Annotated in this window: 20 protein-coding genes and 1 tRNA gene; 8 read left to right on the top strand and 13 right to left on the bottom strand. The window is 67.3% G+C overall.

From position 1 onward, the window contains the following. From ACFE7D_RS10235 to ACFE7D_RS10265, 7 genes are all read left to right on the top strand, one after another. Positions 1-522: GntR family transcriptional regulator (locus ACFE7D_RS10235; protein WP_375395315.1), on the top strand; the 522-nt coding region annotated here is incomplete at its 5' end. A 74-nt stretch (positions 523-596) separates the two neighbouring features. After that, entirely contained in the window at positions 597-1,535 is a 939-nt protein-coding gene (locus ACFE7D_RS10240) for an SIS domain-containing protein (RefSeq protein ID WP_375395316.1), read from the top strand. Then, the gene (nagA, locus tag ACFE7D_RS10245; protein ID WP_375395317.1) at positions 1,532-2,677 is read left to right on the top strand and encodes an N-acetylglucosamine-6-phosphate deacetylase; all 1,146 of its coding nucleotides are present in this window, start codon (positions 1,532-1,534) and stop codon (positions 2,675-2,677) included. Before ACFE7D_RS10240 ends, nagA begins: the two co-directional genes overlap by 4 nt. 1 nt (position 2,678) lies before the next feature. Then, on the top strand, positions 2,679-4,922 hold the full coding sequence (locus ACFE7D_RS10250) for a beta-N-acetylhexosaminidase (RefSeq protein WP_375395333.1): 2,244 nt from the start codon (positions 2,679-2,681) through the stop codon (positions 4,920-4,922). Beyond that, positions 4,919-7,375: a phosphoenolpyruvate--protein phosphotransferase gene (ptsP, locus tag ACFE7D_RS10255; RefSeq protein ID WP_375395318.1), complete on the top strand. Its 2,457-nt coding sequence runs from the start codon at positions 4,919-4,921 to the stop codon at positions 7,373-7,375. Before ACFE7D_RS10250 ends, ptsP begins: the two co-directional genes overlap by 4 nt. Beyond that, positions 7,372-9,051, top strand: coding sequence for an N-acetylglucosamine-specific PTS transporter subunit IIBC (gene nagE / locus ACFE7D_RS10260; RefSeq protein ID WP_375395319.1), 1,680 nt, complete (start codon positions 7,372-7,374; stop codon positions 9,049-9,051). Before ptsP ends, nagE begins: the two co-directional genes overlap by 4 nt. 198 nt (positions 9,052-9,249) lie before the next feature. Next, positions 9,250-9,507: a hypothetical protein gene (locus tag ACFE7D_RS10265; protein ID WP_375395320.1), complete on the top strand. Its 258-nt coding sequence runs from the start codon at positions 9,250-9,252 to the stop codon at positions 9,505-9,507. A 152-nt stretch (positions 9,508-9,659) separates the two neighbouring features. Here the strand turns inward: ACFE7D_RS10265 and ACFE7D_RS10270 are convergent. Together ACFE7D_RS10270 and ACFE7D_RS10275 are read right to left on the bottom strand one after the other, a co-directional pair. Next, positions 9,660-9,734 (bottom strand) — tRNA-Gln (locus tag ACFE7D_RS10270). Positions 9,735-9,789: 55 nt separating this feature from the next. Next, positions 9,790-10,887: a branched-chain amino acid aminotransferase gene (locus ACFE7D_RS10275; protein WP_375395334.1), complete on the bottom strand. Its 1,098-nt coding sequence runs from the start codon at positions 10,885-10,887 to the stop codon at positions 9,790-9,792. Between the two features lie 64 nt (positions 10,888-10,951). Between ACFE7D_RS10275 and ACFE7D_RS10280 the strand changes: the two genes are divergently transcribed. Beyond that, positions 10,952-11,443: a MarR family winged helix-turn-helix transcriptional regulator gene (locus ACFE7D_RS10280; protein WP_375395321.1), complete on the top strand. Its 492-nt coding sequence runs from the start codon at positions 10,952-10,954 to the stop codon at positions 11,441-11,443. A gap of 299 nt (positions 11,444-11,742) precedes the next feature. Here ACFE7D_RS10280 and arsH read toward each other — a convergent pair whose 3' ends face one another. From arsH to ACFE7D_RS10335, 11 genes are all read right to left on the bottom strand, one after another. Beyond that, positions 11,743-12,483 carry an arsenical resistance protein ArsH gene (arsH, locus tag ACFE7D_RS10285; protein ID WP_375395322.1) on the bottom strand — a complete coding sequence of 247 codons (741 nt, stop codon included), beginning with the start codon at positions 12,481-12,483 and terminating at the stop codon, positions 11,743-11,745. After that, positions 12,483-13,766, bottom strand: a complete 1,284-nt coding sequence (locus tag ACFE7D_RS10290; RefSeq protein ID WP_375395323.1) for an arsenic transporter — start codon at positions 13,764-13,766, stop codon at positions 12,483-12,485. The genes arsH and ACFE7D_RS10290 overlap by 1 nt, the downstream gene beginning before the upstream one ends. Beyond that, positions 13,766-14,194 (bottom strand): arsenate reductase (glutaredoxin), encoded by a 429-nt coding sequence (gene arsC, locus ACFE7D_RS10295; RefSeq protein WP_375395324.1) that lies wholly within the window; start codon positions 14,192-14,194, stop codon positions 13,766-13,768. The genes ACFE7D_RS10290 and arsC overlap by 1 nt, the downstream gene beginning before the upstream one ends. An 11-nt stretch (positions 14,195-14,205) precedes the next feature. Continuing rightward, a complete protein-coding gene (locus tag ACFE7D_RS10300; protein WP_375395325.1) occupies positions 14,206-14,538 on the bottom strand; it encodes an ArsR/SmtB family transcription factor in 333 nt (110 codons plus the stop codon). A 135-nt stretch (positions 14,539-14,673) separates the two neighbouring features. After that, positions 14,674-15,477 (bottom strand): pyrroline-5-carboxylate reductase family protein, encoded by an 804-nt coding sequence (locus ACFE7D_RS10305; RefSeq protein WP_375395326.1) that lies wholly within the window; start codon positions 15,475-15,477, stop codon positions 14,674-14,676. Next, on the bottom strand, positions 15,474-15,980 hold the full coding sequence (locus ACFE7D_RS10310) for a YbjN domain-containing protein (RefSeq protein WP_375395327.1): 507 nt from the start codon (positions 15,978-15,980) through the stop codon (positions 15,474-15,476). The genes ACFE7D_RS10305 and ACFE7D_RS10310 overlap by 4 nt, the downstream gene beginning before the upstream one ends. Positions 15,981-16,025: 45 nt before the next feature. Next, on the bottom strand, positions 16,026-16,280 hold the full coding sequence (locus ACFE7D_RS10315; protein ID WP_375395328.1) for an accessory factor UbiK family protein: 255 nt from the start codon (positions 16,278-16,280) through the stop codon (positions 16,026-16,028). Between the two features lie 25 nt (positions 16,281-16,305). Further along, a complete protein-coding gene (locus ACFE7D_RS10320) occupies positions 16,306-16,857 on the bottom strand; it encodes a TspO/MBR family protein (RefSeq protein WP_375395329.1) in 552 nt (183 codons plus the stop codon). A gap of 76 nt (positions 16,858-16,933) precedes the next feature. Further along, the gene (locus tag ACFE7D_RS10325; protein ID WP_375395330.1) at positions 16,934-17,668 is read right to left on the bottom strand and encodes a TlyA family RNA methyltransferase; all 735 of its coding nucleotides are present in this window, start codon (positions 17,666-17,668) and stop codon (positions 16,934-16,936) included. Beyond that, positions 17,649-18,059: a PIN domain-containing protein gene (locus ACFE7D_RS10330; protein WP_375395331.1), complete on the bottom strand. Its 411-nt coding sequence runs from the start codon at positions 18,057-18,059 to the stop codon at positions 17,649-17,651. The genes ACFE7D_RS10325 and ACFE7D_RS10330 overlap by 20 nt, the downstream gene beginning before the upstream one ends. Continuing rightward, positions 18,056-18,286 carry a hypothetical protein gene (locus tag ACFE7D_RS10335; RefSeq protein WP_375395332.1) on the bottom strand — a complete coding sequence of 77 codons (231 nt, stop codon included), beginning with the start codon at positions 18,284-18,286 and terminating at the stop codon, positions 18,056-18,058. The genes ACFE7D_RS10330 and ACFE7D_RS10335 overlap by 4 nt, the downstream gene beginning before the upstream one ends. Between the last annotated feature and the right edge of the window lie 115 nt (positions 18,287-18,401).

The raw sequence follows: 18,401 nt of genomic DNA on the forward strand, positions 1-18,401 counted from the left end.
GGTGCCGGCACTTTCGTCGCGGCGCGGGTCGAGAAGAGTTTCTCGATGCTTTCCTCGTTTTCCGAAGACATGGAGTCGCGGGGCCGCACCGCACGCAGCACCTGGCTGAAGCGCTCGGCCGGTACCGTCACGCCTGAGGAAGCGATGGTGTTGGGGCTGAGCCCGGGCAGCCCCGTGTTGCGCTTCAACCGCATCCGCTACGCCGACGATATCGCAATGGCACTCGAATATTCGACAATTCCGGGCCAGTATCTGGCGTCGGAAAAAGCGGTCGATACCTCGCTCTATGCCGCGCTGGAGGAGACCGACAGCCGACCGGTGCGCGCGTTGCAACGGCTACGGGCCGTCCTGTTCACCAAGGAGCAGGCCGAACTGCTGGGCATCGCGGCGGCGGCACCCGGCCTGTTGATCGAACGGCGCGGGTTCCTGGGCGACGGGCGGGCAGTCGAGTTCACCCAATCCTATTATCGCGGCGATAGCTACGACTTCGTCGCGGAACTGCAGATCGGCGCGAGCCGGTGAACAGGACGCGGATGTTTACCGAGGCGGCCGAAGCCCCGGATGCCGTCGCCGCACAATTGGTGCGCAATAGGCGCGTGATAGGTATCCTTGGCGCGGCGCTGCGTGCGCATCCGCCACGCGCGGTGGTGACGATCGCGCGGGGCAGTTCGGACAACGCCGCGACCTATGGCCGCTATCTGCTGGAGACGCGGCTCGGCGTGCTGACCGCCTCGGCGCCACCCTCGATCAGCTCGGTCTATGGCGCGACGTTCGCCATGCACGACACGTTGGTCCTCGCGCTGTCGCAATCGGGTCGCAGCCCCGATCTGCTGTTGGCGGCGGAAGCCTCTGGCCGTGCGGGCGCGCGCGTCGTGGCATTGGTGAATGACGAGACGTCGCCGCTCGCCGACGTCGCCGAGGTGACGATCCCGCTCGCGGCCGGCCCGGAACGCAGCGTCGCCGCGACCAAATCCTTCATCGCCTCACTCGCCGCGATCGCGCAGCTCGTTGCGGAATGGTCCAGGGACCTGGCGATGTCGGCCGCGCTCGACACGCTTGCCGGAACGCTCGCCGATGCCTGGCATCTCGACTGGTCCGCTGCGCTGCCGACGCTCGTTCGCGCCGAGCACCTCTATGTGATCGGTCGCGGCCCCGGCTTTGCGGTCGCGCAGGAGGCGGCGTTGAAGTTCAAGGAAACCTGCGGGCTCCATGCGGAGGCGTTCAGCACGGCCGAGATCCGTCATGGCCCGATGGCTCTTGTCGGCGCGGACTTCCCGGTACTCGCCTTCCTGCCCGAGGACGAGACGCGTGCGGGGGTAGAGGAAACCATCGCCGTGCTGCGTGCGCAAGGTGCGACCGTCTTCGTCGTCGGCGGAACGGCGGAGGATGCGCTGCCGATGATCGAATGCCATCCTCTGCTGTTGCCTATCGTGCAGACGCAGGCGCTGTACCGCATGATCGACACGCTGGCGGCGCTGCGCGGGCACGACCCCGATAGGCCGCCGTATCTTGCCAAGGTCACCGAGACGATATGAGCCGCTTCGTCCTGGTGGGTGCCCGCGTGATGACCGAGGAGGGTCTACGCGACGGCCTCGCGGTCGAGATCGCAGACGATCGTATTGCAGCGCTGATCCCGCTCGAAGCGTTGACTGGCGACCTGCCGCGACGCGATCTGGCGGGCGGCCTGCTGCTGCCCGGCTTCATCGACACGCAGGTCAATGGCGGCGGCGACGTGCTGTTCAACGACGCGCCGACGGTCGAGACGATCGCACGGATCGGCGCGGCGCACCGGCGCTTCGGCACGACCGGCTTTTTGCCCACGCTCATCAGCGACGATCTGCGCGTCGTCGAGATGGCGCTTACCGCAGTGCGCGCGGCGCAAGATTCCGGCGTGCCGGGCGTGCTCGGCGCGCATATCGAAGGACCGTTTCTCAGCCATGAGCGGCAGGGCATCCACGATCCCGGCCATTTCCGCACGCTCGATGAAACAGGCCTCGAACTGTTCGAGCGTGGATGGGGAATTTCGATGCTCCATACGCTCGCACCCGAGATGGTCGACCGCAGCGCCGTGCGTCGCCTCGCCGCGGCGGGTGTGATCCTCGCGGCCGGTCACACCAACGCGACTTATACGCGGATGCGCGACGGGTTCGCCGACGGCTTCACCGGCGTGACGCACCTGTTCAACGCGATGTCGCCGATCACAAGCCGTGCGCCGGGCGTGGTGGGAGCGGCGCTCGAAAGCGAGGCTTGGTGCGGGGTCATCGTCGATGGGCGGCATGTCGATCCGGTCACGCTGAAACTCGCGCTGAAATGCCACCGGCTCGATCGTTTCATGCTGGTGTCCGATGCGATGCCGTGCGTCGGCGGCAACCGGCATAGTTTCCTGCTGCAAGGCAAGCCGATCTATGTCCGCGACGGTGCCTGCTATGACGACGCGGGGACGCTGGCGGGCGCAGACCTCGACATGGCGAGTGCGGTGCGCAACGCGGTCGGCATGCTAGGGCTGGATCTCGCCGTTGCCTCGCGCATGGCGAGCGGCGCGCCCGCTGCGTTTATGGGCCTCGACCATGAGACCGGACAGATCGCGGCCGGCTTGCGCGCCGATCTGGTGCTGCTCGACGATGACCTGACGGTGCGGGAGACATGGATTGGCGGGATCGACAGCGCGGGTGCGTAAGATGGTGCACCTCGGTTTGGCGGCGCTGGCGCTCGCGGCCGTGGTACCTGTACAGGCGGAGCCGCAGATCGTGCCGCGCCCGTTGCATGTTACCGATCAGGGCGGTGCCGGTGTCCGGCTTGGGGACGGTACCGCAGTCGTCACACCGGCGGGAGATGCCGACGACGCCGATGTCGCGCGCTACCTCGCGATTCTATCGCACCGGGCGGGCGGGCCGCGCCTGACGATCGCGACGCAGGAAAATCGGGCACCCGCCATTCGTTTCGTCCGCCGCACGGGATTCGCGCCCGAGGGCTATACGCTCGACGTGGGCGCGCAGGGCGCGACGATCGCCGCTTCCACCCGCACAGGACTGCTCTACGGCGCGGTCAGCCTTTGGCAGTTGTTGACCGCCGCGCCCGACCATGCGCTCGCTCGCGTCCATATCGAGGATGCGCCGCGCTTCGCCTGGCGGGGGCTTGTGCTCGACAGCGTGCGACATTTCACCTCGCTCGGCGAGGTCGAGCGCACGATCGACTGGATGGCGCTGCACAAGCTCAACCGGCTGCAATGGCATTTGACCGACGACCAGGGCTGGCGGCTGGAGATCAAGCGCTATCCACGCCTGACGAGTCTTGCGGCCTGGCGTACGACCCCGCCCGCCGCAGGCCTGACGCCGGGGCGGTACGGCGGCTTCTATACCCAGGCGCAGGTGCGCCATATCGTCGCGCTGGCGGCGTCGCGCGGCATCACGGTCGTGCCGGAGATCGAGATGCCGGGGCACGCGACCGCCGCGATCCTCGCTTATCCCGCAGTCGGCCTGACCAGCGTGGCCGCCGCCAATTTGGGCGACTGGGGCGTGTTTCCCTCGATCTACGGCGTCGATGCCGCGAGCTTCACCTTTCTGCACGGCGTGCTCGACGAGGTGATGGCGCTGTTCCCGTCGCGAGAGATAGCGATCGGCGGGGACGAGGCGGTGCACAAACTCTGGTACGCGTCGCCCGACGTGCGGGCGCGGATGAAGGCGCTCGGCCTCAAGGACGAGAACGCGCTGCAGGGCTGGTTCGTCGGACAGATCGGCGCCTATCTCAACGCGCATGGCCGGCGGCTGGTCGGGTGGGACGAGATCCTCGCTGACCCGTCTCTCTCCAAGGAGGACGTGGTGTTATCGTGGCACGGCGCCGACGGCGCGATCGCCGCCGCCAGGGCTGGACATGATGTGGTGATGGCGACCGCGCCGACGCTGTATCTCGACAATCGCCAATCGACCGCCCCGTCCGAACCGTCGGGGCGCGGGTTCGTGGTCAGCCTGGCCGATGTCTATGGCTACGACCCCGGCGATCCTCCACATTCGGCTGGAACGCCAGGCCTCGACACGGCTTCGGCGTGGCATATACTTGGCGTGCAGGGCGCGCTGTGGTCCGAACATATCGTAACGGATGCACAGCTTGAAACGATGGCGCTGCCACGTGCCGCCGCACTCGCCGAGATCGGCTGGACAGCAACGGACCGGCGCGACTGGCCGGGCTTCGTCGCGCGATTGCCGGCGATGATGGCGCGCTACGCAGCGCTCGGACTGAACGCCGATGACGGGTCGGTCGCGGTGCAGGCGAAGGTCGTGCCGCATGCGGGGCGGGCTAGTGTGACGTTGTCGCGGCAATTGGCGCTCGGCGATGTGCACTATACAAGCGACGGCAGCGTTCCGACATCGACCTCGCCTGTCTATAGCGGGTCGCTCGACTTGCCGCTGCCGAGCCGCCTGCGCGCAGCGAGCTTCGCCGGCAAGCAGCGGCTCTCGCGCGAACTCGACTTGCCGCTCGATACGGTGTCGGCCACGCATCGATCCAGCCAGCAACTCGATCTGTGCACGGCGATGGTGCCGCTCAATCTCGCGGGTCCGGCAAACGCGGCGTATCTGGTCGATATCAAGAACCCGTGCTGGATCTATCGCGGTGCGGACCTGGCGCGCGCGCGGCATATCGCGGTCACCGTCGCCGTGCTTCCCTTCAACTTCCAGCTCGCCGATGAAGCCGCGCCGCAAATCCTGCCGCCGACGGCGACCCCTCATGGCGAGTTCGTCGCGCGGCACGGGTGCGAGGGCCCCGTGCTCGCGACGGTCGCGCTGCCGCAGGCGTCGCGCGGGCTCGTGCGCGATCTGGTCGCCGACCTTCCGCCGGGGACAGGCACCTCGGACCTTTGCCTGATGCTGTCGCGCCCGACGCGCGAGTCGCTCTGGGCGCTCGGCGCGGTGGAGTTCCGGCCATGACGCTCGCGCTCGTCGCACCAATGGCAGGCTGGGCCGGTCCGCTCGCCGAATTGCCCGATGCGGCGTTTGCGGAAGGCATGGTCGGCGACGGCCTCGCGATCGATCCGGTCGGGGATGTGCTTCACGCGCCATGCGACGGCATAGTGGTAGGCGTCCACCGCGCATGCCACGCGGTTACGCTGCGGGCCGACAATGGCGCGGAAATCCTGTGCCATATCGGGATCGAGACGGTCGGGCTCGGCGGCGAAGGATTCACTGCGCTCGTCGCCGATGGCGAGCGCGTTGCCGCGGGCGCACCGCTGCTCCGCTTCGACCTCGACACGCTGGCAGCGGGCGCGAAGAGTTTGGCGTCACCCATCCTCGTGATCGACACTGACGCCTTCCGCGTGGCGCGCCGCGCCGACGCCGGCCGGGTGCTGGTCGGGGACTGGTTGATGGAGATCGAGGCGAATGGCGCTTCCGCGGTCGCCGCATCGGCGCAGGACGGCCCGGCGCTCATGCGAACGATCACGCTACCGCTGGGGTACGGCATCCACGCTCGCCCCGCCGTCGCGATCGTAGCGCTTGCGCGCGGTTTCGACGCCGAAGTCGCGCTGGCATCCGGCGTCAAGACCGCCCCCGCGACCAGCGCCGTCGCGCTGATGACGCTCGGTCTGGCCGGCGGCGAGCGCGCGACGTTGAGTGCGCGCGGCCCCGACGCGGAGGCCGCACTGAAAGCCCTTGCCCGCCTGATCGAGCATGACTTCGAAGGCACGCCGCCGGCCGCAACGCCCGCTGCACCGATACGCGGCGGCTGGGTCACTGCCGTTCCGGGGATCGCGGTCGGCACCATCGTCCGGCTCGACGTGATCCGCCGCGATCCGCCGGCGCAGGGGCAAGGTGTCGTCTTCGAGATGATCGCGCTGGAAGAGGCGATCGCCGACGTACGTGCCGCGCTCGACCGGCGCGCGACGAGCGGCGCGCCCGCGCAACGCGAGATCGCCCGCGCGCATCTGGGCCTGCTCGACGACCCTCGGCTGCACCACGCCGCCGGCGCTGCGATTGCCGATGGTGTCAGCGCCGGTGCGGCCTGGCGCGCGGCACTCGCGCCCGACATCGCCGCGTTGCGCGCGGTCGCCGACATACGGATCGCCGGGCGCGCGGACGATCTGCTCGACCTCGAGCAGCAAGTGATCGCAGCCACGCTCGGCCCCGCGACCGACGCGCCCGCGCTGCCCGACGACGCGATCCTGGTCGCACACGATCTCCTCCCGTCCGAACTGATGGCGCTCGATAGCGCTCGTCTCGTCGGCATTGCGCTCGCGGGCGGTGGGCCGACCTCGCATGTCGCGATCATCGCGGCAGCATCGGGAATCCCGATGATCGTCGCCCTGGGCGCAGAGGCGCTGGTGCTGGAGAGCGGAGCCCGAGCGGTGCTCGACGCCGGCGCCGGAACGCTGAAGCCAGCGGACGTCTCCACCGAGATCGAAGCGCGCGTCCGGATCGACACCACGGCCCGCAAGCGCGCCGATGCGCAGGCCAGGGCGGGTGAGGCCTGTCACATGGCGGACGGCGTACGAATCGAAATTTTCGCCAATCTCGGCTCGCTCGCCGATGCCGAGGTGGCCGTAGCGGCGGGGGCGGAAGGCTGCGGGCTGCTGCGCACCGAATTGCTGTTCCTCGACCGCGACACCCCACCCGACGAAGCGGAACAGGTCGCGCTTTACGGCGCGATCGCCGAGCGGCTGGCGGGTCGGCCGCTCATCATCCGCACGCTCGACATCGGCGGCGACAAGCCGGTGCGTTATCTGCCGATCGCGCCCGAGGAGAATCCGGCATTGGGCCTGCGCGGAATTCGCGTCGGGCTGGCACATCCCGACCTGCTCGAAACGCAGATACGCGCAATCGTGCGGGCGGGTCCTCCCGGCCAGTGCCGCGTCCTCGTGCCGATGGTCGCGAGCCTCGACGAACTGCTCCACGTCCGTCGATTGGTCGAAGACGCCGCACGCGCGATTGGCCGCGTCGACCGGATCGAGGTCGGCGTGATGATCGAGACTCCCGCCGCCGCCATCACCGCGGATCTGCTGGCGCCGGCCGCCAACTTCTTTGCGATCGGCACCAACGATCTTGCACAATATACGCTGGCTATGGACCGCGGGAATGCAGCGGTCGCGGCACAGGTCGATGCGCTGCACCCGGCGGTCTTGCGGATGATCCATAGCGCTAGGCGTGCTGCCGGCGATCACCGTCGCCCCGTCGGCGTTTGCGGGGCCCTCGCCTCCGATCCTGTTGCGGCACCGATCCTGATCGGGCTCGGTGTCACCGAATTGTCGGCGGTGCCGGGCGCGATCCCCGAATTAAAGGCGCTGGTGCGCACGCTGACGCGGAGCCGTTGCGAAGCGCTTGCCACTGATGCGCTGCGCCAGACATCCGCCCGCGCGGTACGCGCGCTCGCCATGGGAGCATCGTCATGAGCCGATTGCGCATGTCCGCCGGCGGCTTCCAGGGGCTCGGCCGGGCGCTGATGCTGCCGATCGCGGTGCTGCCGATCGCCGGCCTGTTGCTGCGGCTCGGACAGCCGGACTTGCTCGACATCTCCTTCGTTGCGGCGGCAGGCGATGCGATCTTCCAAAATCTCGGGCTTCTGTTCGCGATCGGCGTCGCGGTCGGCTTCGCGCGTGACGGGAATGGCGCGGCGGCGCTGGCGGGCGCGGTGTGCTTCCTCGTCGCGACCAACGGCGCACAGGCTTTGCTCCATCCGCCTGCCGATATCGGCACCGGACTGCCCGACGCCGCCAAGGCCGCGCTAACCGTCGCCTATCGCAAGGCCGCGCTCGCCAAGTTGAGCGTGCCGCTCGGTGTCCTGTCCGGACTGATCGCCGGCACCTTCTACAACCGCTTCGGGGCAATCAAGCTGCCGGAATATCTCGCTTTCTTCGGCGGGCGGCGGTTCGTGCCGATCGTCAGTGGGCTCGGCGGCCTTGCGCTGGCGGCATTGTTCGGCGCCGGCTGGGGCACGCTCAGCGCGGGGATCGACGGACTCAGCCACGCGCTCGTCGCGGCGGGGCCGCTCGGGCTGTTCGCCTACGGCGTGCTCAACCGGCTGCTATTGGTCACCGGGTTGCACCATATCCTCAATAACGTCGTATGGTTCATCGTCGGCGACTTCCACGGCGCGACGGGCGATCTCAACCGCTTCTTCGCAGGCGATCCGAGCGCGGGCGCGTTCATGAGCGGCTTCTTTCCAGTGATGATCTTCGGCCTGCCCGCGGCATGCCTAGCGATGTATCGCAGCGCCCGGCCCGAGCGCCGCGCCGAGGTCGGCGGCATGCTGCTGAGCCTTGCCCTTACCGCGATGCTGACCGGCGTCACCGAGCCGATCGAGTTTACCTTCATGTTCCTAGCCCCCGTCCTCTACGCCATCCATGCGGTGCTTACCGGCATTTCGATGGCGCTGATGAATGCGCTCGGCGTGCGGCTGGGTTTTGGCTTTTCAGCAGGATTGCTCGATTATGTGCTCAACTTCGGCCGCGCTACGCGGCCGTTACTGCTCTTCCCTGTCGGTGCGGTCTATGCACTCGTCTATTACGGGCTGTTCCGCTTCTGCATCGTGCGCTTCAACCTGCCGACGCCGGGCCGCGATGTGGAGTCGGTCGAAGCCCCGGCTGCGCCCGTCACAGGCACCAGAGCGCAACAATTTGTCGCGGCGCTCGGCGGTCGCGGCAATCTCGCGGCGATCGATGCCTGCACCACGCGCCTGCGGCTTGTCGTGCAAGATCAGCAGCGCGTCGACGATGCCGCGCTGAAGCGGCTCGGCGCGCGCGGCGTGCTTCGCCCGTCGCCGCGCGATCTGCAGGTGATCATCGGCCCGATCGCCGACCAACTTGCTCGCGAGATGCGCGAGGTACCTGCCGATGCCGTACCTGGCTCGATCGCGACCACGTTGCTCGATGCACTTGGCGGACGGGCGAACATTGCTACGGCAACCGTCGGAGCAGGCCGTGCTATCGTCACGTTGGTGAACCCGGGCGCGGCAAGCGCGGTCACGATCGATGCCCTCAGCCCGCGCGGTGCCATTCGAACGCGTTCGGGCCGTTGGCAGATCGTGGTCGGCACCGGAGCGGAAGATATCGTTGCCGCCTGGTCGTGAGGTAGGCGCCGGCTGTACGCGCCGCTTGCGCGCCCTGCGGCATCCTCCGGTTTAGCACTGTCGCTGTTAGCGCGGCGTAAGAACCGCGTAGCAGCGCAATTAGGATCGGCACATAGCGAGAGGACGTGAGACCATCTCCCCACATCCTCTCGTGACTAATCGATAGAAATGCTCTGATAGGGGCCGCGACCCGGCTCAATGTTCGCTGCTGCTGCCGACGTCACCTGCACCAAGTCACGCCGCCTTGCGCTTGCGCTTCGGGTTGGCCGCTGCTTCGGTATCTTCTTCCTCGTCGCCCGATTCCTCGCCCGCTTCGGCAAGCGCGGTGCCGAGCGCCGTCAGCTTCTCCTGCGACTTGTCCGCACGGTCCGCGATCTTGGTCGTGGCTTCGCCCAGGCGGTGCAGCAGCGCGTGGATTCGATCGGCATCGGGCGTTCATCGTGGCGGCGAATTTGACGGCCATGGAATATCCTCCTGCAATTGCGCCGCCAAGCGTTGGCGGCGATCGCTCAACGTGTCGAACTCAACTCGGCCACCCGATCAGAAGATTCTTTTATTTCAGTAACTTGAAGCACATCGCACGCGGCGCGACCGAGCGCGAGGCGGATTGGCTGGGGCGGCAGGATTCGAACCTACGAATGGCGGCATCAAAAGCCGCTGCCTTACCGCTTGGCGACGCCCCAGCAGAGCGCGGCCTTATAACCGCACGGTCGCTGGCGTGAAGCCCCCCCCGGGCGTTCAATCGATCCGGTGTAACCAGCCTTGCCTGTCGGGCGCGGTGCCGCGCTGGATCGACACCAGCGAATCGTGCAGCGCCCGCGTGATCTGGCCGATGCCGCCGCTGCCGATCGCGAACCCCGCGTCGCCGTCCGCCACGCGGCCGATCGCCGTCACCACCGCGGCGGTGCCGCAGGCAAATGCTTCGGTCAGCACGCCGCTTTCGGCGTCGCTGCGCCACTGGTCGATCGAATAGGGCACCTCCTCGACCCGCAGCCCCTGCGCACGCGCGATCGTCAGCAGCGAATCGCGCGTGATGCCGGGCAGGATCGTGCCCGTCAGCGGCGGCGTTCGCAGCGTGCCGTCGGCGAACACGAAGAAGACGTTCATGCCGCCCAGTTCCTCGACCCAGCGCCGTTCGGCCGCATCGAGGAACACGACCTGATCGCAGCCCTGACGGATCGCCTCCGACTGCGCGAGCAGGCTGGCCGCGTAATTGCCGCCGCATTTCGCCGCCCCCGTGCCGCCGGGTGCGGCGCGGGTATGTTCGCGGCTGACCCAGATCGAGATCGCGCGCGCGCCGCCCTTCCAATAGGCACCGACCGACGAGGCGATGGCCATATAGGTGTAGCGCGCGGACGGCTTGACGCCCAAAAACACCTCGCTGGCGATCATGAACGGGCGCAGATACAGCGCGCCGCCCTCGCTTTCGGGGATCCACGCGGCGTCGGCGCGGACGAGCGCCTCGATCGATCCGACGAAAAGCTCTTCGGGCAATTCGGCCATCGCCATCCGCCGCGCGGAATTGCGGAACCGCGTGGCATTGGCCTGCGGCCGGAACAGCGCGGTGCCGCCGTCCGCCAGCCGGTACGCCTTCAATCCCTCGAATATCTCCTGCGCATAATGGAGGACCGACGACGCCGGATCCATGGTCAGCGGCGCGCGCGCGACGATCCGCGCATCGTGCCAGCCCGCCTCGTCGGTGAAATCGACCATCGCCATGTGATCGGTGAACACCTGTCCGAAACCCGGATCGATCAACCGTTCGGCGCGCTCCGCCGCCGCGACGGGGGTCGGGTGAGGCTGGTGACGGAAGCTGGCGGGCGCATCGGTGGACATCGCTGGCGGTTTCTCGGGGATGACGGGTTGCGGACGCCTATGGCGGAAGATTACACGGGTCAACATGGCTGCCGCACCCCCGACCGCCTCGCCCCTGTTCCTGCGCGAACCGGAACTGAGGCGCGGCATGGAACTCCTGTACTTCGGCAACAGCCATCTGACGCGCGCGATCGATCGCGGGCTGGCGGCACAGGGCCTGGGCCGCGCGCACCACCGGGCACTATATTTCATCGCGCGCAAGCCCGACATGACGGTCAGCGACCTGCTGTCGCTGCTCGCGATCACCAAGCAATCGCTGGGCCGCGTGCTGAACGAACTGGCCGACCGCGGTCTGGTCGAGACGCGTGCGGGCGATCGCGACAGGCGGCAACGGCTGCTGAGCCTGACCGCGGAGGGGGCCGCGCTGGAGGCATCGCTGTTCGATGCGCTGCGGGAGCGGTTGTCGGCGGCGTACGCAAGCGCGGGGCAGAGTGCGGTAAGCGGGTTCTGGGCGGTGCTGGAGGGGTTGATCCCGGACGAGGAACGGCGGCGGTTGCGGGAGTTGTCGGACGGGTGACGGTGGGGGGGCGCGTCGCCGGGACTGGCGATTCGGTCCGCCGGCATCGACGCGGAAGTGGAGGAAGTGGAGGTGTGCCATTGCGCTTTCCACTTCCCGCGAAAACAATCACTTACGGGAGCCGTTTCAGCGTTTCTCGCTGAGGTGGGGTCGCTCGTTCGCATGGTACGAACTGGCATGACCGGGCGGCTGTAGGACAGCGGAAAGTCGGTATTTGACCGACCTTGCGTTGATCAGCCGACCATTTGGGGCTTCGCCGTTCCGTTCGGTTTTATCGACGGGAAAGAGCGGCCATCCGTTCAGCCTGGACGTCGCGGTGTAATTGTGATGTCCGACAGGTCGACGGGCAGGTCCGCATCCTTCCGTTCGGAGTAACGGTCGACAAGCTGGGCGGCGTGCGGGCTCAGCATCACAGTGAAGCGCACCAACTCCTCCATCACATCCACGATCCGGTCGTAATAGCTGGACGGCTTCATTCGGCCGGCATCGTCGAACTCCTGAAACGCCTTGGCGACGCTCGACTGGTTGGGAATCGTCACCATCCGCATCCAGCGGCCGAGCACGCGCAGCGTGTTGACGCTGTTGAACGACTGCGATCCGGCCGACACCTGCATGACGGCGAGCGTTCGCCCCTGCGTCGGTCGCATTCCACCCATCGACAGGGGCAGGTGATCGACTTGCAGCTTCATGATGCCGGTGATCTGGCCGTGCCGCTCGGGGCTGCACCACACATGCCCTTCCGACCATAGCGACAGTTCGCGCAGCTCGTGGACGGCCGGGTGATCGTCCTCGACGACCTGGTCGGGAAGCGGCAGCGTGGCGGGGTCGAAAATGCGCGTTTCGCAACCGAAGAATTGCAGCAGGCGGGCCGCTTCCTCGATGCAAAGGCGCGAGTAGGACCGTTCCCGCAGCGAGCCGTAGAGCAGCAGAATGCGCGGAGGCGGATCACCCGCGCCCAGCCCGAGGGCGGGACGTTCGAGCGCATAGCGGCGATCGAGCGCGGGAAGATGATCGGGATCGGAGAGCGTGCGAAGCGGCATTATAGACTGAGCCTTATGGCGAGTGCGGCGAGCGTCACCAACAGCACCGGAATCGTCAGCGTCGCGCCGACCTTGAAGTAATAGCCCCAGCCGATCCGGATGCCCTTTTGCCCGAGGACGTGCAGCCACAGCAGCGTCGCGAGCGAGCCGATCGGCGTGATCTTCGGCCCGAGGTCGCAACCGATCACATTGGCGTAGATCATCGCTTCCTTGATCGCGCCCGTGGCGTGCGTCGCGTCGATCGACAGCGCCCCCACCAGGACGGTCGGCATGTTGTTCATCACCGACGACAGCAGCGCGGCGAGGATGCCGGTGCCGAACGCCGCGCCCCACACACCGCCTTGCGCGGTGCGATCGAGCAGGCCGGCAAGGAGGTCGGTCAAGCCGGCATTCCGCAGGCCGTAGACGACCAGGTACATGCCGAGCGAGAAGATCACGACTTGCCACGGCGCGCCGGCCAGGACCTTGCGCGTCTGGATGACGTGGCCGCGCGCGGCGATGATGAGCAGGAGGACTGCGCCGGCAGCGGCCACGGCGCTAACCGGCACGCCGAGGGGTTCGAGCAGGAAGAAGCCGGCGAGCAGTAGGGCAAGAACGACCCAGCCCGCCTTGAACGTGGCATGGTCGCGGATCGCATCACCGGGCGTGCGGAGCTGCGCCACATCGTAGCTCGCCGGTATGTCTCGCCGGAAGAACAGCAGCAGCGCGACCAGTGTCGCGGCGATCGACGCCAGATCGACCGGCACCATCACCGAGGCATAATCGGCAAAGCCGATCCGGAAGAAGTCGGCCGACACGATGTTGACGAGGTTGGAGACGATCAACGGAAGGCTGGCGGTGTCGGCGATGAACCCCGCCGCCATGACAAACGCCAGCGTTGCCTTGTCCTTGTATCCCAGCGCGCGCAACACCCCGATGACGATCGGCGTCAGGATCAAGGCCGCGCCATCATTGGCGAACAGCGCCGACACCGCCGCGCCGAGCAGCACGATCAGCACGAACAACCGGCGACCATGCCCCCGGCCCCAGCGCGCGACATGGAGCGCCGCCCATTCGAAGAACCCGGCTTCATCGAGCAACAGGCTGACGATGATGATCGCGATGAACGTCGCGGTCGCATTCCAGACGATCCCCCACACCACCGGCACGTCGGACAGCGATACGACCCCGACGAGCAGCGCGATCGCCGCGCCGCCCAATGCGCTCCATCCGATGCCGAGGCCCTTGGGCTGCCAGATGACGAGCGCGATCGTGGCGACGAAGATAGCGAGTGCGAGCAGCATCAGGCGATGCGCTGACCCGAGGCGTCCACGACCTTGTCGCCGTCTTCCTTGGCAAACGCACCCTGTTGCGGCTCGGGCAGCAGATCGAGGACCGCTTCGGAAGGTCGGCACAGCTTCACGCCGAGGGGCGAGACGACCAGCGGCCGGTTGATGAGGACCGGATGCGCCATCATCGCGTCCACGAGTGCGTCGTTGAACAGCGACGTGTCGCCCAGGCCCAGCTCCGCATACGGCGTGCCCTTCTCACGCAACAGATCGCGGGGCGTGATCCCGGCGCGATCGATCAGCTCGACCAGCAGCGCGCGCGAGGGCGGCGTCTTCAGATATTCGATGACGTGCGGCTTGATGCCGGCATTACGGATCATCGCCAGCGCGTTGCGCGACGTGCCGCACTGGGGGTTGTGATAGATCACGATATCGACGGCCACGAAATGTCCTCTCAGCAGCAGGGGGAGAGTTCGGCCAAGAGCGGTGCGCACAGCTCGGGCGAACCGGCGCAGCAGTCCTTGACCAGGAACAGCGTCAGGGCACGCAACCCGTCCAGATCGGCGCGATAGATGATCGACCGGCTATGGCGTTCCGGACGGACGATGCCAGCGCGGGCAAGAATGCCGAGGTGCGCCGACATGGTGTTCTGCGGGACGTCGAGCTGACGGGCGATTGCACCGGCCGCCATGCCGTTTGGTTCGTGGCGTACCAGCAAACGGAAGACATCGAGGCGCGTGGTTTGCGCGAGTGCGCCAAGCGCGCCGATAGCTGATTCGTTATCCATATATCCAGCATATACGATATATGGACGATGACCAGACGATGCTTTTGTAGTGGCAGCTAGGCAAACCCATGCTTCCACAAACCGGGCGGGACGCCAACCGCGTTCTCTCGGCTAAACGATCCCTGAGGTCGCCCCCTACTCCCGTGCCGCCGCCGCCATCTCCGCGTTGCGCTTCGCCGACGCCGCCAGCGTCCGCGTCAGCAAGTCCACCAGCGCATCGTCCGCATTCAGCACGTTCAGCCCCTCACGCGTCGATCCACCCGGGCTCGCCACCCGGTCCGCCAGTACCGCGGGCGTCACGTCCGCCCGCGCCGCCATCGCACCCGATCCCTCGACCGTCGCCGTCGCCAGCCGCAACGCCTGGTCCGCGCCCAGCCCCAGCGCGACGCCCGCCGCGGCCAGCGCATCGATGAACCGAAAGGTGAAGCCCGGCCCGCAGCCCGCAAGCGCGGTCACCGCGTCGAACTGCGCGGCGCCGTCGATCCACTCGACCAGCCCCAGCGGCGTCGCCAGCGCGGTCGCCGCCGCGCGCACCGCGACGTCGCCGCCATCGGTATGCAACGCGGTCACGCCCTTGCCGATCGCGACGGGCAGGTTGGGCATCGCGCGCACGATCGCATCGGCGCGGAACCGGGTCGCGAGCGCGGACGCCTCCACCCCCGCCAGGATCGACACCAACAACGGCGTCTCCACATGCGCGAGCAGCGGCACAACCGCATCCAGTTGCTGCGGCTTCACCGCCAGCACGATCGTCGCGGGTTCGGCATCGATCGGCACCGCGGTCAGCGATCGCACCCCGGTCGGCACGTTCGCACCGGTCCGCGTGACGACGGTCACCAGCGCCGGATCGGCCCCCGCGGCGATCCACCGCTGCAGCATCGCGCCGCCCATGTTGCCGCAGCCGATCAGCCACAGCGGCGCGTCGAAGGGGGGCGTCACGCCTCCCCCTGCGTCTCGATCAGTGCGGCGGCGATCGCCTCTTTCGGGGTCTTGCCGCCCCACAGGACGAACTGGAAGACGGGGTAGAAGCGTTCGCATTCGTCAATCGCGGATTCGACCAGCAGCTCGGCGGCGGTCAGCGACATGGTGCTATCGTCGCCGCCATCGATGACGACGGCATGGCGGTACAGCAGGATGCCGCTGGTCGCCCACAGCTCGAAATGCCCGACCCACAGCTGCTCGTTGACCAGCCCCAGCGTCTCGTACATCGCCGCGCGGCGTTCGTCGGGCACCTTGATGTCGGGGAACGCCAGGAACTGCAGGACGCTGTCGTCGTCCCGCCACAGCGCGCGCAACTCATACTCCGCCCAGCTGCCCTTGACCGTCGCGACGATCTCGTCGTCGTGGCGTTCATGGTCCCAGTCATGCGCGGCATAATACGCCTCGAGCATCTCGATCGGTGCGCTGTCGTCGGGGGTGGAATCTGCCGGCAAGAGGATCATGCGCGCATCATGCCACGCTGCGACGGTCCGTGCAAAACAGGACGGTCAGCCAGCGGGCGCGGCCTTTGCTTCCAGCACGTCCAGCCGCGCACGAAGCGCGTCCGCCTCGTCGCGTGCCGCAGCCGCCATCGCCTTCACCGCCTCGAACTCGTCGCGGCTGACGAAGTCCAGCCCGCCGATCCAGTCGCGCGCGCGCGACCGGGCTCCCGCCTCGGCCTCGCGACCGACGCCCGCCAGCGTGCCGGCGGCACCGTTCATGAATTTCACCAGATCGTCGAACAACCGGTTTTCAGTCTGCATGCGTATCGTTCCCGTGTCGGTCTGCTCAAAGCATCTGGGTCGTATGTTGCGCCGGTACAAGGGTCGCGGCCCCCGGGTTCAGCTGCCCGATCCGCCAGGTCAGCACGCCCGCAAAGCCGACCCAGACCAGATAGGGCACCATCAGCCACGCCGCCGTCGACCGGACGCGCCCGAACGCCAATGTCGTCGCGGTGCCGGCGGCCAGCATGGCGGCGACGACCGCCAGCGCAAGATCGATACGGTGCTGCGCGAAGAATATCGGTGTCCAGGCGAGGTTGAGCGCGAACTGCACGACGAACAGAGCGAGGGCGATCCCCCGCCGCCGCGCGCCGCGCGCGTTCAGCACGATCGCCAGCGCCAGCGCGATCAGGACGTACAGGATCGACCACGCGACGGGAAACACCCAGTCGGGCGGCATGATCGCCGGCTTTTCCAGCGCCACATACCAGTGGTTCTGCGCACCGACCGGTACCGATCGACCCGACAGGAAGCCGAGGAGCAACAACAGGGGCACGACGACCATGGCCCAGCGCAGGAACGACATCCGCAACTGGGTCTTCGAAGCAATCTGGCCCATATCTGCTCCCGGTATCCGCGCACGCCATGGCGCGGCGCGCGCGATCCGTAAATGGTGTGCGGTGCAATTCGCGTGCTCAGCCGCGACGGGCGGCGGCGAGGAACTCGATATTGCCCTCCGGTCCCGTGATCGGGCTTTCGACCACGCCCTCGACCGTCCAGCCGGATCCGGCCAGCCAGTCGACGGCCGCATCGCAGACGCGCCGGTGCACGACCGGATCGCGCACGACACCCCCCTTACCCACCTCCTCGCGCCCCGCCTCGAACTGCGGCTTGATGAGCGCCATCAGGCGCGCGTCGGGTTTCGCGAACGTCAGCGGCCGGTCGAGGACCTTGGCGAGGCCGATGAAGCTGGCGTCGCACACGATCAGATCGACGGGTCCGGGAATGTGCTGCGCCGTCAGGATGCGCGCGCTGGTCTGTTCGTGCACGACCACGCGCGGGTCCTGCCGGATGCTCCACGCCAGCTGGTTGGTGCCGCTGTCGACGGCATAGACGCGCGCCACACCCGCCTGGAGCAGTACGTCGGTGAACCCGCCGGTCGACGACCCGACATCGATCGCGACCACGCCGCTCACGTCCCAGCCGAAATGCGCGAGGCCATGCGCGAGCTTGATCCCTCCCCGCGAAACCCAGGGGTGATCGCGCCCGCGCACGTCGAGCGCCACGTCGTCGGCGACCGGTTGCCCCGGCTTGTCGATCTTGCGGGTCCCCGCGAACACCAGCCCCGCCATCACCAGCGCCTGCGCCCGCGTCCGCGACTCCGCGAGCCCCCGATCGACAAGCGCCTGGTCAGCGCGCCGTTTGGGCAAAGGAACTCTCGATGCGCAGCTTGCCGTCGATGACGAGGCCGTGGTGCATGTCTTCGCAGTAGAGGATGTCGCGATCGGCGTGAAACGCCGCCGCTACGATCATCGCGTCGAATATGCTGGGCATATATCGTTCGGCGAATTGCAGGCCAAGACGATGAACTTGCTCGTCTGGCGTAACCAGGGTATCGCATTGATTACGAACGACATCGACCGACCGATGTACCTCGCTCCAGGATTTTTTATATTTTCTTCGTAAAACATTCGCCAGTTCGTTGAGTGACTGAATGCCGATCACGCCGCCGGATTTAAGGAGTCCTCGCGCAATCGCACTGCGATCGTCGCTCGAAAAGGCGTAAACCAGAACATTGGTGTCGAAGAAGACGCGCGTCACCGCGCGTTGGCTTCCTCACGATCGAATTGATAACCCGGGGGAACAAGCCCCGCAAGTTTACGAAGGTCTTCAACAGCGCGGGCACGTGTTTTTTCGTCGATCACTCGACGGACCACGGTCGGCTGTCCGCGCAGTTCCACCGTGTCACCATCCTTCAACCCCAACGCTTTCACGACGTCATCGGGCACCCGAACGACATAGCCCTGACGCGTTTTACTCAGTTCCATGTCGACCTCCGATCCATCCGCGTAAGCGAGCATAGCAGGATCGCGGAGTGATTTGAACTAGCCCTTCAAGCCCTGACCCCCGCGGCGGTGGCGTTGTGGTGGAGGGCGGCGAGGA

The organism is uncultured Sphingomonas sp. (assembly GCF_964244235.1).
GTDB lineage: Bacteria > Pseudomonadota > Alphaproteobacteria > Sphingomonadales > Sphingomonadaceae > Sphingomonas.